Annotated in this window: 13 protein-coding genes, 11 tRNA genes and 1 pseudogene; 23 read left to right on the top strand and 2 right to left on the bottom strand. The window is 42.2% G+C overall.

The genetic code is table 11. The features are described from left to right. Window positions 1-4: 4 nt before the first annotated feature. The 11 genes from HMPREF1149_RS10525 to HMPREF1149_RS10475 all read left to right on the top strand — a co-directional run bounded on the left by HMPREF1149_RS10525 (window position 5) and on the right by HMPREF1149_RS10475 (window position 967). Window positions 5-75 (top strand) — tRNA-Gly (locus HMPREF1149_RS10525). Between the two features lie 34 nt (window positions 76-109). After that, window positions 110-183: transfer RNA gene (locus HMPREF1149_RS10520), tRNA-Ile, on the top strand. Between the two features lie 11 nt (window positions 184-194). Beyond that, window positions 195-266 (top strand) — tRNA-Glu (locus HMPREF1149_RS10515). Between the two features lie 6 nt (window positions 267-272). After that, window positions 273-362 (top strand) — tRNA-Ser (locus HMPREF1149_RS10510). Window positions 363-372: 10 nt separating this feature from the next. Continuing rightward, window positions 373-446, top strand: a tRNA-Met gene (locus HMPREF1149_RS10505). Window positions 447-449: 3 nt separating this feature from the next. Next, window positions 450-522, top strand: a tRNA-Phe gene (locus HMPREF1149_RS10500). A 17-nt stretch (window positions 523-539) separates the two neighbouring features. Continuing rightward, window positions 540-620 (top strand) — tRNA-Tyr (locus HMPREF1149_RS10495). 11 nt (window positions 621-631) lie between these two features. Next, window positions 632-702: transfer RNA gene (locus HMPREF1149_RS10490), tRNA-Trp, on the top strand. Between the two features lie 14 nt (window positions 703-716). Beyond that, a tRNA-His gene (locus HMPREF1149_RS10485) sits at window positions 717-789 on the top strand. Between the two features lie 13 nt (window positions 790-802). Continuing rightward, a tRNA-Gln gene (locus tag HMPREF1149_RS10480) sits at window positions 803-874 on the top strand. Window positions 875-883: 9 nt separating this feature from the next. After that, window positions 884-967, top strand: a tRNA-Leu gene (locus HMPREF1149_RS10475). Between the two features lie 113 nt (window positions 968-1,080). Here HMPREF1149_RS10475 and HMPREF1149_RS10470 read toward each other — a convergent pair. Next, window positions 1,081-1,475, bottom strand: a pseudogene (locus tag HMPREF1149_RS10470) (transposase); the annotation flags it as partial. Window positions 1,476-1,698: 223 nt separating this feature from the next. On the opposite strand from HMPREF1149_RS10470, the gene HMPREF1149_RS10465 reads away from it, so the two are divergent. The 8 genes from HMPREF1149_RS10465 to HMPREF1149_RS10430 all read left to right on the top strand — a co-directional run bounded on the left by HMPREF1149_RS10465 (window position 1,699) and on the right by HMPREF1149_RS10430 (window position 9,260). Then, window positions 1,699-2,433 (top strand): hypothetical protein, encoded by a 735-nt coding sequence (locus HMPREF1149_RS10465; RefSeq protein ID WP_000091654.1) that lies wholly within the window; start codon window positions 1,699-1,701, stop codon window positions 2,431-2,433. A gap of 75 nt (window positions 2,434-2,508) precedes the next feature. After that, complete coding sequence (thrC, locus tag HMPREF1149_RS10460; RefSeq protein WP_000177130.1) at window positions 2,509-3,993, top strand: threonine synthase; 1,485 nt, start codon at window positions 2,509-2,511, stop codon at window positions 3,991-3,993. A gap of 60 nt (window positions 3,994-4,053) precedes the next feature. After that, on the top strand, window positions 4,054-5,334 hold the full coding sequence (locus HMPREF1149_RS10455; RefSeq protein ID WP_000473984.1) for an MATE family efflux transporter: 1,281 nt from the start codon (window positions 4,054-4,056) through the stop codon (window positions 5,332-5,334). 3 nt (window positions 5,335-5,337) lie between these two features. After that, window positions 5,338-5,958, top strand: coding sequence for an HAD family hydrolase (locus HMPREF1149_RS10450; protein WP_001172843.1), 621 nt, complete (start codon window positions 5,338-5,340; stop codon window positions 5,956-5,958). A 165-nt stretch (window positions 5,959-6,123) separates the two neighbouring features. Continuing rightward, on the top strand, window positions 6,124-7,290 hold the full coding sequence (locus tag HMPREF1149_RS10445; RefSeq protein ID WP_000745989.1) for a LysM peptidoglycan-binding domain-containing protein: 1,167 nt from the start codon (window positions 6,124-6,126) through the stop codon (window positions 7,288-7,290). Between the two features lie 149 nt (window positions 7,291-7,439). Next, the gene (locus HMPREF1149_RS10440; protein ID WP_000184914.1) at window positions 7,440-8,303 is read left to right on the top strand and encodes a DUF2262 domain-containing protein; all 864 of its coding nucleotides are present in this window, start codon (window positions 7,440-7,442) and stop codon (window positions 8,301-8,303) included. A 158-nt stretch (window positions 8,304-8,461) separates the two neighbouring features. Further along, the gene (locus HMPREF1149_RS10435) at window positions 8,462-8,887 is read left to right on the top strand and encodes a MarR family winged helix-turn-helix transcriptional regulator (protein WP_000723485.1); all 426 of its coding nucleotides are present in this window, start codon (window positions 8,462-8,464) and stop codon (window positions 8,885-8,887) included. 10 nt (window positions 8,888-8,897) lie between these two features. Further along, window positions 8,898-9,260, top strand: a complete 363-nt coding sequence (locus tag HMPREF1149_RS10430; RefSeq protein WP_000021886.1) for a DUF1304 domain-containing protein — start codon at window positions 8,898-8,900, stop codon at window positions 9,258-9,260. A 40-nt stretch (window positions 9,261-9,300) separates the two neighbouring features. Here the strand turns inward: HMPREF1149_RS10430 and HMPREF1149_RS10425 are convergent, their stop codons facing one another. Then, on the bottom strand, window positions 9,301-10,158 hold the full coding sequence (locus HMPREF1149_RS10425) for a DUF975 family protein (protein ID WP_000876921.1): 858 nt from the start codon (window positions 10,156-10,158) through the stop codon (window positions 9,301-9,303). Window positions 10,159-10,274: 116 nt separating this feature from the next. Between HMPREF1149_RS10425 and tgt the strand changes: the two genes are divergently transcribed. The 4 genes from tgt to HMPREF1149_RS10405 all read left to right on the top strand — a co-directional run bounded on the left by tgt (window position 10,275) and on the right by HMPREF1149_RS10405 (window position 15,179). After that, window positions 10,275-11,417, top strand: a complete 1,143-nt coding sequence (gene tgt, locus HMPREF1149_RS10420) for a tRNA guanosine(34) transglycosylase Tgt (protein WP_001285250.1) — start codon at window positions 10,275-10,277, stop codon at window positions 11,415-11,417. 130 nt (window positions 11,418-11,547) lie between these two features. Then, window positions 11,548-13,365 carry an acyltransferase family protein gene (locus tag HMPREF1149_RS10415; protein WP_001220879.1) on the top strand — a complete coding sequence of 606 codons (1,818 nt, stop codon included), beginning with the start codon at window positions 11,548-11,550 and terminating at the stop codon, window positions 13,363-13,365. Window positions 13,366-13,505: 140 nt separating this feature from the next. Then, window positions 13,506-14,657, top strand: coding sequence for an N-acetylglucosamine-6-phosphate deacetylase (gene nagA / locus HMPREF1149_RS10410; protein ID WP_001134442.1), 1,152 nt, complete (start codon window positions 13,506-13,508; stop codon window positions 14,655-14,657). A gap of 156 nt (window positions 14,658-14,813) precedes the next feature. Next, entirely contained in the window at window positions 14,814-15,179 is a 366-nt protein-coding gene (locus HMPREF1149_RS10405; RefSeq protein WP_000286400.1) for a DUF1033 family protein, read from the top strand. Window positions 15,180-15,221 lie beyond the last annotated feature (42 nt).

The raw sequence follows: 15,221 nt of genomic DNA, 5'->3' as shown, positions 1-15,221 counted from the left end.
TTTAGCGGGTGTAGTTTAGTGGTAAAACTACAGCCTTCCAAGCTGTTGTCGCGAGTTCGATTCTCGTCACCCGCTTTGAACTTTGTTCAAATACCAAGTTTTTTAACTTGGGCGCGTAGCTCAGGTGGTTAGAGCGCACGCCTGATAAGCGTGAGGTCGGTGGTTCGAGTCCACTCGTGCCCATCTATGGATATGGTCCGTTGGTCAAGGGGTTAAGACACCGCCTTTTCACGGCGGTAACACGGGTTCGAATCCCGTACGGACTATTTGTTGGAGGATTACCCAAGTCCGGCTGAAGGGAACGGTCTTGAAAACCGTCAGGCGTGTAAAAGCGTGCGTGGGTTCGAATCCCACATCCTCCTTTTATATTAACGCGGGATGGAGCAGCTCGGTAGCTCGTCGGGCTCATAACCCGAAGGTCGTAGGTTCAAATCCTGCTCCCGCAATTTGGCTCGGTAGCTCAGTTGGTAGAGCAATGGATTGAAGCTCCATGTGTCGGCGGTTCGATTCCGTCTCGCGCCATATTTTATTTATAACTTGGAAGGGTAGCGAAGAGGCTAAACGCGGCGGACTGTAAATCCGCTCCTTCGGGTTCGGGGGTTCGAATCCCTCCCCTTCCATTGCTTTAGTTACGGGCATAGTTTAAAGGTAGAACTAAGGTCTCCAAAACCTTCAGTGTGGGTTCAATTCCTACTGCCCGTGTTAATAAAATTATGGCGGGTGTGGTGAAGTGGTTAACACACCAGATTGTGGCTCTGGCATGCGTGGGTTCGATCCCCATCACTCGCCTATTTTATATTATTGGGGTATAGCCAAGCGGTAAGGCAAGGGACTTTGACTCCCTCATGCGTTGGTTCGAATCCAGCTACCCCAGTTACTATTTGCCGGCGTGGCGGAATTGGCAGACGCGCTGGACTCAAAATCCAGTGTCCGCAAGGACGTGCCGGTTCGACCCCGGCCGCCGGTATAGTAATAATGACAAGGTTTCTAGGCCTTGTCTTTTCTTTTATCTGATTATCTGTATTTGCTTGAGTTACTAAAAATTACGGCTCTTTGTCAACTGTAGTGGGTTGAAGTCAGCTAAGATCGAGAAAGGACGAATTTCGTCCTTTCTTTTTTGATGTTAAGAGCGATGAAAATCCGTTTTTGAACTTTTCAAAGTTCCTAAAACTAATGGCATTTCGCTTGATAAGTTTGATGAGATTATTAGTCGCTTCTAATTTTGCATTAGAATAGGGTAACTGAAGAGCGTTGAGGATTTTCTCTTTGTCCTTGAGGAAGGTTTTAAAGACCGTCTGAAAAAGAGGATGAACCTGCTTTAGATTCTCCTCGATGAGCCTGAGCCTAGAAATTCGAAAGCGAAGCTGTTTAGCTAAGTCATAGTAAGGACTAAACATATCCATCGTAATGATTTTCACCTGACAGCGAACGATTCTATCGTAGCGAAGAAAGTAATTTCGGATGATAGTTTGTGTGGTTACTTACAGTTTACACCAATGAAACGCTATGAGTTTTTTGTTGCACTATATTTTACAATTTATCACACAAAAATAGGCTCCATAATATCTATAGGGGATTTACCCACTACAAATATTATAGAGCCTTATTTTGAGTGCCATTCTAATCTTTTTTGCTTAGATTTTTGGTATAATATTATTTATTCACAATTTATTTTGATTATGAAAGTGTTGGTATTTGATGTCTCGGTCTGTTGAATTACTAAAGAAACGTTACTTAAAGAATATAAAAGAGAACCCAAATTTATTTATTGGGATTGAGTTAGAATATCCTATTGTAAATTTAGAGGGTAAGGCTACAGATGGTGAAGTTGTTAAGGATCTCTTTCGGTATTTACCATCAGTACTGGGCTTTACTATCGAAAAAGTGGATGATTTTGGGAATCCAATTCAGTTGTTTGATCCAGTCAGCCAAGATACGATCTTGTTTGAGGTTGCTTATACGACAATTGAGTTTGCATTCGGAAAGGCTGAATGTATCCAAGAGGTAGAAGAACGCTTTAACTTCTATATGGCTACAATTCAGAATAAGTTGGGTGAAGCTAATCATGCTATTGTTGGCTGCGGCATTCATCCCAACTGGGATAAAAATGAGAATTGTCCAGTGGCTTATCCCCGCTATCAGATGTTGATGGATTATAGGACCTTTGCTTCTGCTGCCTTTCACTTGGGCTTGTTGGTTCATTTAGACAAACTGGAATCTTACTTAGAAGCAACACCTTTCTTTAAAGTGTTTGGGCGTAATTATAAGTTTTTAAGGCGACAATTTTCTAAGAAAAAGCTTACAGCTGCAGAAGAAGCGGCTATTGTCGATTTTTCAAGAGACTTACTCCAGCTAGCGGAGGAAGGTCTGAAGATGAGAAATAAGCATGAAATGACCTACTTACAGCCTTTGAAGAAAGAATTGGGATTATAATTTCTCTTATAAAGGGAGAATTTTCTGAAAAATCGTGATATAATGGAAGAGACTATAGATAAAGGATAGAGATTCATGACATTAGTTTATCAATCAACGCGTGATGCGAATAATACAGTAACTGCCAGCCAAGCTATTTTGCAAGGTTTGGCGACGGATGGTGGTCTGTTTACTCCACTTACTTATCCAAAGGTGGATTTGGACTTTGACACATTAAAAGATGCTTCTTACCAAGAAGTGGCTAAGTTAGTTTTATCAGCCTTTTTAGATGATTTTACGGCTGAGGAGTTGGACTACTGTATCAACAATGCCTACGATAGCAAGTTTGATACTCCAGCTATTGCGCCATTGGTGAAACTGGATGGGCAATACAACTTGGAATTGTTCCATGGTTCAACCATTGCCTTCAAAGATATGGCCTTGTCTATCTTGCCATACTTTATGACGATGGCCGCTAAAAAGCATGGTTTGGAGAACAAAATCGTCATTTTGACAGCGACATCTGGTGATACTGGAAAAGCTGCTATGGCAGGGTTTGCGGATGTGCCTGGAACTGAGATTATCGTCTTTTATCCAAAGGATGGTGTCAGCAAGGTACAAGAGTTGCAAATGACTACTCAGACTGGCGACAATACTCATGTTATTGCTATTGATGGTAACTTTGACGATGCGCAAACAAACGTGAAACATATGTTTAACGATGTAGCTCTTCGTGAAAAGTTGGCTGCCAATAAACTGCAATTTTCATCAGCTAACTCTATGAACATTGGTCGTTTGGTGCCACAAATTGTTTATTATGTTTATGCCTACGCTCAGTTGGTCAAGACTGGTGAGATTGTGGCTGGTGAAAAGGTCAACTTCACAGTACCAACAGGAAACTTTGGAAATATCTTGGCAGCCTTTTATGCCAAGCAAATTGGTCTGCCAGTTGGCAAATTAATCTGTGCTTCAAATGACAATAATGTTTTAACTGACTTCTTTAAAACTCGTGTTTACGACAAGAAACGTGAGTTTAAGGTCACAACTAGCCCATCCATGGATATCCTAGTATCTTCAAACTTGGAGCGCTTGATTTTCCATCTATTGGGAAATAATGCTGAAAAGACAGCTGAACTTATGAATGCCTTGAACACGCAAGGACAATATGAGTTGACTAATTTTGATTCTGCTATCTTGGACCTTTTTGCTGCTGAGTATGCGACTGAGGAAGAAACCGGAGCAGAAATCAAGCGTGTTTATCAAACAGATGCTTACATCGAGGACCCACACACAGCGGTTGCCTCAGCAGTTTATAGAAAATACCAAGCGGCTACTGGCGATGCGACTAAGACAGTGATTGCTTCAACAGCTAGTCCATACAAGTTCCCAGTGGTTGCAGTAGAAGCGGTAACAGGAAAAGCAGGTTTGACAGACTTTGAAGCCTTGGCTCAATTACATGAAATCTCAGGAGTGGCAGTGCCACCAGCGGTTGATGGCCTTGAAATAGCTCCAGTTCGTCATAAAACAACAGTGGCAGCTGCTGACATGCAAGCAGCGGTGGAGGCTTATCTAGGACTTTAAGACAGAGGGCGTAAACTCGGTTGGGAAACCAACTGAGTTTCTTTTCATCAGGAGGAGAGATTGTTTAAGAAAAATAAAGACATTCTTAATATTGCATTGCCAGCTATGGGTGAAAACTTTTTGCAGATGCTCATGGGAATGGTGGACAGTTACTTGGTCGCTCACTTGGGCTTAATCGCCATTTCAGGTGTTTCAGTGGCTGGCAATATTATCACCATTTACCAGGCGATTTTCATTGCTCTAGGAGCTGCTATTTCCAGCGTTATTTCAAAAAGTTTGGGGCAGAAAGATCAGTCCAAGTTGGCTTATCACGTGACAGAGGCTCTCAAGATAACCCTATTGCTGAGTGCACTTTTAGGCGCCTTATCGCTCTTTGCTGGGCAAGAGATGATAGGACTCTTGGGAACTGAGCAGGATGTGGCCGAGAGTGGTGGACTCTACCTATCTTTGGTAGGCGGATCGATTGTTCTCTTGGGCTTGATGACCAGTCTAGGTGCCTTGATTCGTGCAACGCATAATCCGCGTCTACCTCTCTATGTTAGTCTTTTATCCAATGCCTTGAATATTCTTTTTTCAAGTCTAGCTATTTTTGTCCTTGATATGGGCATAGCGGGTGTTGCTTGGGGGACTATCTTGTCTCGCTTAGTCGGTCTTGTGATTTTGTGGTCGCAATTAAAGCTGCCTTTTGAGAAACCGACTTTTGGTTTAGATAAGGAACTATTGACTTTGGCTTTGCCAGCGGCAGGAGAACGTCTCATGATGCGGGCTGGAGATGTAGTGATCATTGCCTTGGTTGTTTCTTTTGGGACGGAGGCAGTAGCGGGAAATGCAATCGGGGAGGTTTTGACCCAGTTTAACTATATGCCTGCCTTTGGCGTCGCTACGGCAACGGTCATGCTGGTGGCTCGAGCAGTTGGAGAGGATAATTGGAAAAAAGTAGATAATTTGAGCAAACAAACCTTTTGGCTTTCTCTACTTCTCATGCTGCCCTTAACTTTCAGTATCTATGCCTTAGGGGTACCACTGACTCATCTCTATACGACCGATCCTGTAGCGGTTGAAGCTAGCGTTTTGGTGGCACTGTTCTCACTACTAGGGACTCCCATGGCGACAGGGACAGTTATTTATACGGCAGTTTGGCAGGGCTTGGGAAATGCTCGCCTCCCCTTTTATGCGACAAGTATAGGAATGTGGTGTATTCGCATTGGAACAGGATATCTGATGGGGATTGTTCTTGGTTGGGGCTTGCCTGGTATTTGGGCAGGGACTCTTTTGGATAATGGTTTCCGTTGGTTATTTCTACGTTACCGTTACCAGCGTTATATGATGTTGAAAGGATAGAAGATGCAAAAAACAGCTTTTATTTGGGATTTAGACGGGACTTTATTGGATTCTTACGAAGCGATTTTGTCAGGGATTGAGGAGACTTTTGGTCAGTTTTCTATTCCTTATGATAAGGAGAAAGTGAGAGAGTTTATCCTCAAGTTTTCTGTGCAGGATTTGCTTGTGCAGGTGGCAGAAGATAGAAATCTGGATGCGGAAGTGCTCAATCAGGTACGTGCCCAGAGCCTGGCTGAGAAGAATGCTCAGGTAGTTTTGATGCCATGTGCGCGTGAGGTGTTGAATTGGGCAGACCAAGTAGGGATTCGGAACTTTGTTTACACTCATAAAGGGGACAATGCTTTTACTATTCTAAAGGATCTGGGATTGGAATCCTATTTTACAGAGATTTTAACCAGTCAGAGTGGCTTTGAGCGCAAGCCTAGTCCAGAAGCGGCTACCTATTTGTTAGACAAGTATCGGCTGGATCCTGAGAAGACCTATTATATAGGGGACCGGACTTTAGATGTGGAATTTGCCAAGAATAGCGGTATTCAAAGCATCAACTTTTTAGAGTCTTCTTTTGAAGGCAATCACATGATTCGAACACTAGCAGATATTCCTCATATTTTTGAGAGTAAGTAACGAGAAGATTGTGTCAGTTGTGTGACAGAGACCTAACAAACTATTTCAAGTAATCGAGTTTGTTACAAGGAATAGACAGTTCTATTAAATAGGCCCGAGAGGGCTTTTTTTCAGCTTTTTTTGTGTTATGATAGACAGGTACTCATTTGAAAGGAATATGAACGAATGAAGAAAAGAATTATTTTTGCCTCAACAGTAGCCTTGTCATTTGCCCCAGTATTGGCAACTCAAGCAGAAGAAGTCCTTTGGACTGCACGTAGTGTTGAGCAAATCCAAAACGATTTGACTAAAACGGACAACAAAACAAGCTATACAGTACAGTATGGTGATACCTTGAGCACCATTGCAGAAGCCTTGGGTGTAGATGTCACAGTTCTTGCAAATTTGAACAAAATCACCAATATGGACTTGATTTTCCCAGATACTGTCCTCACCACAACTGTCAATGAGGAAGAAGAGGTAACGGAAGTTGAAATCCAAGCTCCTCAAGCAGATGCTAGTGAAGAAGTGACGACTGCGACAGCTGATTTGACGACCAACCAAGTAACCGTCGATGAACAAACGGTTCAAGTAGAAGACCTTTCTCAACCAATTGAGGAAGGTCCAACTGCAACAGAGACCGAAAAACCGACAGAAGTAGCGTCAAATTCAGAAGTTTCTGAGACAGCGACAGTTGCTGAAGAGACACCATCTACAGAAACACCTGTAGCAGCAGAAACAACTGGAACAACTAGTCCAGTTGAAGAAGCTCCACAAGTGGCGACTCCAGCTGCCGAAGAAACGGCTGCAGTAACTCCAGCAGAAGCACCAGTAGCAGCTGCTCCAGCAACTGAAACGCCTGCTGATACAAGAGGAACAAGTGCAACAGAAGAAACAGAAGCGTCAACAGCAACTTCGACTTATCAAGCAGAGCAAAGTCAAACTCCTTCAAGAACTTATTCGGCTCCAGCGGCTCCTGACTATGCAGGACTTGCTGTAGCTAAGTCTGAGAATGCTGGTCTTCAACCACAAACTGCAGCCTTCAAAGAAGAAATTGCCAATTTGTTTGGAATTACATCCTTTAGCGGCTACCGTCCTGGTGACAGTGGAGACCATGGTAAAGGATTGGCCATCGACTTTATGGTCCCAGTGAGTTCAGCACTTGGTGATCAAATCGCTGAATACGCGGTTCAAAATATGGCTAGCCGTGGTATCAACTATATTATCTGGAAGCAACGTTTCTATGCTCCATATGATAGTAAATATGGACCTGCCTACACTTGGAATCCAATGCCAGACCGTGGTAGTGTGACCGAAAATCACTATGACCACGTTCACGTATCAATGAATTAAGAATAATAAGAAGCTATACATTTAAAAGTGTAGCTTCTTTTTGTGTAAAATAGTATTGATAAGTGAAATAAAATCTAAAACATGTTAAAATGTAAGCGGATACAAAACTATACTAACGCTTTTAAGCATAGAGAGAAAGGATGAAGTGAATGACAAATCGATTAAAAACTCCATTTGAGAAAACAAGAGATGATTTTGAAGAGGAATTTTGTGGTGAAATTGTCGAATTCTTGATTTTTACCCTCCAAAATGTAACTGGGGCCGCTTCTTTAAAAGATGGTTGTAAAATGCCGTCCGTTCATTTTAAAGCTAGTGTCAATGTTGCAACTCAGGAATTCTCTGAACGTGAGGGACGTTTGGAATGGGTATTGACTCCTGAGGAATTTGAAGAAAAGAGATGGGGCTTTAGTTTTGAACCCTACAAAATTCATCATATCAAATGTCAAAAACGCCCCTTCATGGAGTTAGAGCCATATATGTCAGAAGTAGCTAATAACTGCTACCACTTGCTGGAATACCTAGATGACCAATCCTCAGACTCTAGGTTAGAGACCTTGATTGAAACCTATCAAAAACCGGTCATCATTCAAGACGATATTGGCGAATTCACCTTAAACAGAGCCTATTCTTGGTTTGAAGGATTTATCACTTACGAGGGTGGTAAGATTCATGCTATTTTTGCTGCGAGTGCAGATGAAAGTCTCCCTCCAAGTTCTTTTGATGATCTAAAGAAATTTATGGGAACTTTCCAAGTTCAAGATACTCGGATTAAAGACTATATTGTCAAAGAACTGTGGGAAACAGCTCAAGATTGGATAGATTCAGATGAAAATGATGTGGAGTTAACAGAAGAGTATTTTACCAACTCTCTTTCCTTGAGTGAACTATCGATCAACGAAGACGGGGAATTGACCCTCTACTATGATGATAGCGAGGAAATTTTTGCAGGCCATGTCATCGAAGTTGTCATTGATAAAGAGGGAGAAATCCTTCGAGCAGATTTGGTAGGTTAGTGCTGGATTTTATCTAGAATATAGAAATAATAGCCTTTTGGGATTGAAACCAAGAGGCTATTTTTCGTGAGTAAGCAAAATGGTTGCGTTTTTAATCTTTCTGTAATATACTTGATAAGTCAATAGTTGATAAATCAAGTGTACGCAAGGAGGTAGAAATGAAAAAAATTAACGACTTACTGTACCAGCTCCATTTAACAGATCAGATGATCACTCAACTCTTTGAAAAACAATTGGGAATTAGTTTGACCCGCTATCAAATCTTGCAGTTTTTACTGCAGCAGTCACCCTGCAACCAGATTGCCGTTCAGGAGAAGTTGCAAATCGACCAGGCAGCCTTGACCCGACATTTTAAAGTTTTAGAGTCAGAGAACTATGTCAGTCGCAAGCGTAATCCGGCCAATCAGCGAGAAGTCTTAGTTGAATTAACCCAAGAAGCTAAGAATCAACTCTTGGTCAGTCCATCCCAACATCACTTGAAAGTGAAGGAGCAGATGGAGAACATACTGTCAGTTGCTGAGCAGCAAGAGCTGACGACTTTACTGACTAAACTAGTGTCAGGGTTAGAAAAAATAGAATTTTAAGGAGAAGAATATGTCTATTTTTACAATTATTTTAGCAACTATCGTTGCTTTGGAGCATTTTTACATTTTTTATCTGGAAAGTGTAGCTACGCAATCAGATACTACTAGTCGCGTGTTTAATGTGGATAAGGAAGAACTGGCTCGTCCTTCAGTGAGTTCATTATTTAAAAATCAAGGAATTTATAATGCTTTGATAGGGGTCTTTCTCTTGTACGGGATTTATTTCTCACAAAGTTTGGAAATTGTGACCATCTTTGTTTTATTTGTGCTTGGTGCAGCGACCTACGGTTTTCTGACAGCAGACAAGAAGATTCTAATGAAGCAAGGTGGGCCCGCTATTTTGACTCTGCTGAGTATGTTATTTTTGAAATAAGAAAACCAGCTTCCTGAACGACGCTGGTTTTTGTATGCTCTTATCCATTTCGACGTTTACGGGCTAGTAGGGCTCTGTAAAAGAAGATGTGATTGTTTTGGATATAGGGAAGGAGTGAAAAGCTAGCAATTCCAAAAGTGATCCAATTGAGGAAGTACCAAGGGAGTAGTTGTAGGTCGAGGACAAAGCGTTGAAATTTGTAACCCTTCATCAAGAAACGGCTGGTTTTCAGGATTTGACGGGGTTTAGCCTGTCCTAAATCTAGAGTATCGCAGAGGAGGAATTCTACCTGCGAGTAGGCATAATGTTGCGGGATATAGAGGGCATTTCCTACAATCATCAAGATGAGGCTCGCGAAAAAGTAGAGTCCAAAGGTCAGAAGGAATTGCTCCGTTTCAACGGATGAGAGGTCTAGTTTTGGAAATTCTGGATGTAGGGCAACAAATCTACGAGCCAAGAGATTGCTATAAAAGAGGAAATAAACGCCTACTAAGTTTGGAATGCTCCATAAAAAGAGGTAGAAACGTTTGAGGAGCAGAGTTAGGAAGGTTTGCGAGAAGCGCTCTTCAGCAAAGAGGGCCAGGCTTGATTTTACTGAAAGTTCCGTATCAGGATCCTTGAGGAGTCGGAGTGTCGCAAAAGCAGCACCTGCTAAAAAAATCGTGCTCATAAAAGAAACCACTAACGGGAAGAGATAGGCTTGGAGCACTTGTGCCAGCATGCTGAAAAAGGATTGCTCTAAAACACGTTCTTGGAGACGAGCCAAGGGGTTGAGAAAGCCTGACAAGATGACCAGCATACTAGGAAGGAGATAGACCAGAAGGAGGCGGGGATTTTCAGCCTGAAATTGCCTAGTCTGCAGACGAATGGTTTTTAAATCAATTTTTGGGTATTTCATTCTTTCATTATACCATAGTTCGTGACAGTTCCTGGTTTTTTTGATAAAATCATACAGTATGCCTTTGGGCACAAAGTATGAACTGGGACTGTCTTTCCCAGCTTCGGAGGTAGAAAATGTCAGATTCACCAATCAAATACCGTTTGATTAAGAAAGAAAAACACACGGGAGCTCGTCTGGGAGAAATCATCACCCCTCACGGCACCTTCCCGACACCTATGTTTATGCCGGTTGGGACCCAAGCTACTGTAAAAACCCAGTCGCCAGAGGAGTTGAAGGAGATGGGATCAGGAATTATCCTGTCCAATACCTATCATCTCTGGCTTCGTCCTGGAGATGAACTCATTGCACGCGCAGGTGGTCTCCACAAGTTCATGAACTGGGACCAGCCAATCTTGACGGATAGTGGCGGTTTCCAGGTTTATTCCCTAGCAGATAGCCGGAATATCACCGAAGAAGGAGTAACCTTTAAAAACCATCTCAATGGTTCCAAGATGTTCCTATCGCCAGAAAAGGCCATCTCCATTCAGAACAATCTGGGCTCAGACATCATGATGTCTTTTGATGAATGTCCTCAGTTTTATCAACCTTACGACTACGTTAAGAAATCTATCGAGCGTACCAGCCGTTGGGCTGAGCGTGGCTTAAAGGCTCACCGTCGTCCACAGAATCAAGGTTTGTTTGGGATTGTACAGGGTGCAGGATTTGAAGACCTTCGTCGTCAGTCGGCTCACGACCTTGTCAGCATGGACTTTCCTGGCTACTCTATCGGTGGTTTAGCAGTGGGAGAAACCCACGAAGAGATGAATGCAGTCTTGGACTTCACAACCCAACTCCTTCCTGAAAACAAACCTCGCTATTTGATGGGAGTGGGAGCGCCAGATAGCTTGATTGATGGGGTTATTCGTGGTGTGGATATGTTTGACTGTGTCTTGCCGACTCGTATCGCTCGTAACGGAACTTGTATGACCAGCCAAGGTCGTTTGGTTGTCAAAAATGCCCAATTCGCTGAAGACTTTACGCCACTGGATCCTGAGTGTGATTGCTATACATGCAAGAACTACACACGCGCCTACCTTCGTCACTTGCTCAAGGCTGACGAAACCTTTGGCATCCGCTTGACTAGCTATCACAACCTTTACTTCTTGCTCAACCTGATGAAGCAGGTCCGCCAAGCCATCATGGATGACAATCTCTTGGAATTTCGTGAGTATTTTGTAGAAAAATATGGCTACAACAAGTCAGGACGCAATTTCTAAAGTGTAAAAATAGAATACTGAAATCCTAAGTTTTCTCTTAGGATTTTTCTTCTTTTTTTGATAAAATAAGGTGTATTATGGAATAAAATTAGATGTTTTTACGATCTAATTGAGTGGGGAATAAACTCGTATGCGTATTAAATGGTTTTCCTTGATTAGGATTACAGGTTTACTTTTGGTGCTTTTGTACCACTTCTTTCAAACAATCTTTCCTGGAGGCTTCTTTGGGGTAGATGTCTTTTTCACTTTTTCAGGATTTTTGATCACTGCCCTCCTTTTAGAAGAATTTGGAAAAAAACGCCAGATTGATTTACTAGGCTTTTTTAAGAGACGGTTTTACCGCATCGTACCACCTGTGGTTCTGATGGTTTTGGTGACCATGCCCTTTACCCTCCTAGTTCGCCAAGACTATGTTGCTGGAATTGGTGGCCAGATTGCTGGAGTTTTTGGTTTCATGACCAACTTCTATGAGATGTTAACAGGGGGAAGTTACGAATCCCAGTTCATTCCGCATCTCTTTGTTCATAACTGGAGTCTAGCTGTTGAGGTTCACTACTATATTCTTTGGGGCTTAGCGGTTTGGTTCTTATCGAAACGTTCAAAATCTAGTAGTCAATTGAGAGGGATGGTCTTTCTCCTTTCTGCGGGAGCTTTTATCATTAGCTTTTTCTCCATGTTTATTGGTAGTCTAATGGCGAGTTCCTATTCATCTGTCTACTTTTCAAGTCTGACCCATGTCTATCCCTTCTTTTTAGGAAGCATTTTGGCGACGGTTGTAGGTGTTCGTCAGACGAGCGATTTAGTTAAGCAGTTTGATCGGACGTGGGATCTTCGTCAGAATCTACTGGTGTTTGCTGCAGGCCTCTTGGTATTAGTACTCTTGACCTTCTTTGTCAAGTTTACCTACCTGTTCGCTTATCTATTTGGTTTCTTACTGGCAAGTTTAGCGGCCGTGACCATGATTCTTGCTGCGCGTGTCTTGCATGAGAAAACGCCTGAGATACAAGAACCTCGGATCATCACATTTTTAGCGGATACCAGTTACGCGGTTTACCTCTTCCACTGGCCTTTCTATATTATCTTTTCTCAGTTGATGAGCAATCTGCCCGCTGTTATTTTAACCGTTATCTTTTCCTATTTCTTCGCTATCTTATCCTTCTATATTATTGAGCCATTGATTGCTGGTAAGACCAATGCTTTGGTTAGAAAAATCACTAAACTGCATCATATCAGACCCATTAGTGCTAGTGTTGTGGGCGTCCTTTCCTTACTTACCTTGATTATCGTAGCTATGGCTCCTCAGGTTGGAGCTTTTGAGACAGACTTGATGGTCAATGGTTTCAAGCAAGCTCAGACCAATATAGGACAAACAAAGACTCTTGCTGAACAAGCTGAAGTCAGTCGTCTAGGAATTTCTGATGGAACGAGTCTGATTGGGGATTCAGTGACTTTACGTGCCAATACAGCCTTAAAAGAGGCACTTCCTGATGCAAATATCAATGCTCAGGTTAGTCGGACGACCAAGCAAGCCAATGACATCATGCTCAATAATAGCCAGAACAAGGCGCTTTTAAAAACAGTTGTCATTGCAACGGGGGTCAACAATCCTGAAGGCTATAAGAATGATTTGGACAGCATCGTGAACAATCTACCGAAAGGACACCATCTGATATTGGTGACACCTTATGAGGGAGATAAGAGTAAGGACACTTACACATCAGTGGAGCAGTATGCGGCTTATGCACGGGAATTAGCTGAAAAGAATCCTTACGTGAGCATCGCTGACTGGAATAAGGTTGCTAAGAAGCACCCTGAAATCTGGGCTGGAACCGACCAAGTCCACTTTGGGAATGATAGCAACATGATTGAAGAAGGTGCTAAACTTTACGCAGAAACGATTGCAGCTGCTGTCAAGGCTGCTCAAGAACTACCTGTAAAATCAAAATAAGATTAAAGAGTTGGAGAAATCCAGCTCTTTTAAAATATCTCTAGAAAATAGGTCTATACCATTTACAAATGAAAAAGAAAGGTTTATAATGTAATTGACATAATAAATTCTAGAATCAATCTATCAAGGAGGTTATCATTATGCCTAATTATATTAAAGCGGATCAGTTTTTCTACCCACACGGAGTTCGTCGTGGCGGTTACTTGGAACTTGTGGATGGCAAGTTTGGCAAGCATGTAGAACAGATTCCTGAAGGAGCTGAGGTGATTGACTATACCGGTTATAGCATTGCCCCAGGACTTGTGGATACCCATATTCATGGATTTGGCGGTGTCGATGTCATGGATAATAATATCGAAGGAACCCTTCATACCATGAGTGAAGGATTGCTTAGCACAGGTGTTACCAGCTTCTTGCCAACGACGTTGACTTCCTCTTACGAGCAGTTGCTTGCGGTAACTGAAAATATCGGTGCTCGTTACCAGGAAGCAAGTGGAGCCAAGATTCGTGGGATCTATTTTGAAGGCCCTTATTTCACAGAGAAATACAAAGGAGCTCAAAACCCTGCTTACATGAAAGATCCTCGTATGGATGAGTTTCGTGCTTGGCAAAAAGCAGCAAATGGCCTGCTCAATAAAATTGCCCTTGCGCCAGAACGTGAAGGTGTAGAAGACTTTGTTCGTACAATTACGGGTGAAGGAGTGACTGTTGCTCTTGGACACTCCAATGCGACTTTTGATGAAGCTAAAAAAGCAGTCGATGCTGGAGCGAGTGTTTGGGTACATGCCTACAATGGAATGCGTGGGTTGACTCACCGTGAGCTCGGTATGGTGGGAGCCATGTATGAGTTGCCACATACTTACGCTGAATTGATTTGTGATGGTCACCACGTAGATCCAAAGGCCTGTGATATTTTGCTCAAGCAAAAAGGAACTGAAAATATCGCCCTTATCACAGACTGTATGACAGCTGGTGGCTTGGAAGATGGAGATTACATGTTGGGAGAATTCCCAGTAGTTGTTGCTAATGGAACTGCTCGCCTCAAATCGACAGGTAATTTGGCAGGTTCTATCCTTAAACTCAAAGATGGTTTGAAGAATGTGGTCGAATGGGGAATTGCGAATCCGCATGAAGCAGTCATGATGGCCAGCCTCAACCCAGCAAAATCTGTTCACATCGATGATGTCTGTGGTCAAATCCGTGAAGGTTACGATGCCGACTTTATCGTACTAGATAAAGATTTGGAATTGGTAGCAACCTACCTAGATGGTGTGAAACGTTATCAAGCCTAAGAAGATAAAAATAGGGGTCAATAAAGGACTCCTATTTTTATTATCAGATGAAAATAACAGGCTTCTTAAAGAAGTTTCTAATGGGGGAAATAAGCAAAATCCTTTTCTTGTATTAAAAAATTAGATATAATATACGGTACAAAGGAAGTAGTAAGAATGTATCGTGTTATAGAAATGTATGGGGATTTTGAACCGTGGTGGTTCATAGAAGGTTGGGAAGAAGATGTCATCATGAGTCAATCTTTTGATAAGTATTATGATGCTCTAAAATATTATAAATCATGCTGGTTTGAGCTGGAAAAGAAGAATCCTCTTTATAAGAGTCGGAGTGATTTGATGACTATTTTTTGGGATCCTACTGATAAACGCTGGTGTGATGAGTGCGATGAGTATTTGCAGCAGTACCATTCTTTGGCACTTTTACAGGATGAGCAAGTCATCCCCGATGAAAAGCTACGTCCAGGCTACGAAAAACAAACAGGCCAAGAAAAACACCGTTCTTGCCGTATGAAATGGAGATAAAAAGTAACTTTTTAAGTTGCTTTTTTTATTTTTTTGCGAATA

The sequence above is a fragment of the Streptococcus sp. BS35b genome (genome assembly GCF_000286475.1).
Classification (GTDB): Bacteria; Bacillota; Bacilli; order Lactobacillales; family Streptococcaceae; genus Streptococcus; species Streptococcus oralis_W.
The sequence above is the reverse complement of the archived record's forward strand: the minus strand, read 5'-3'. Positions and strand labels throughout refer to the sequence as shown.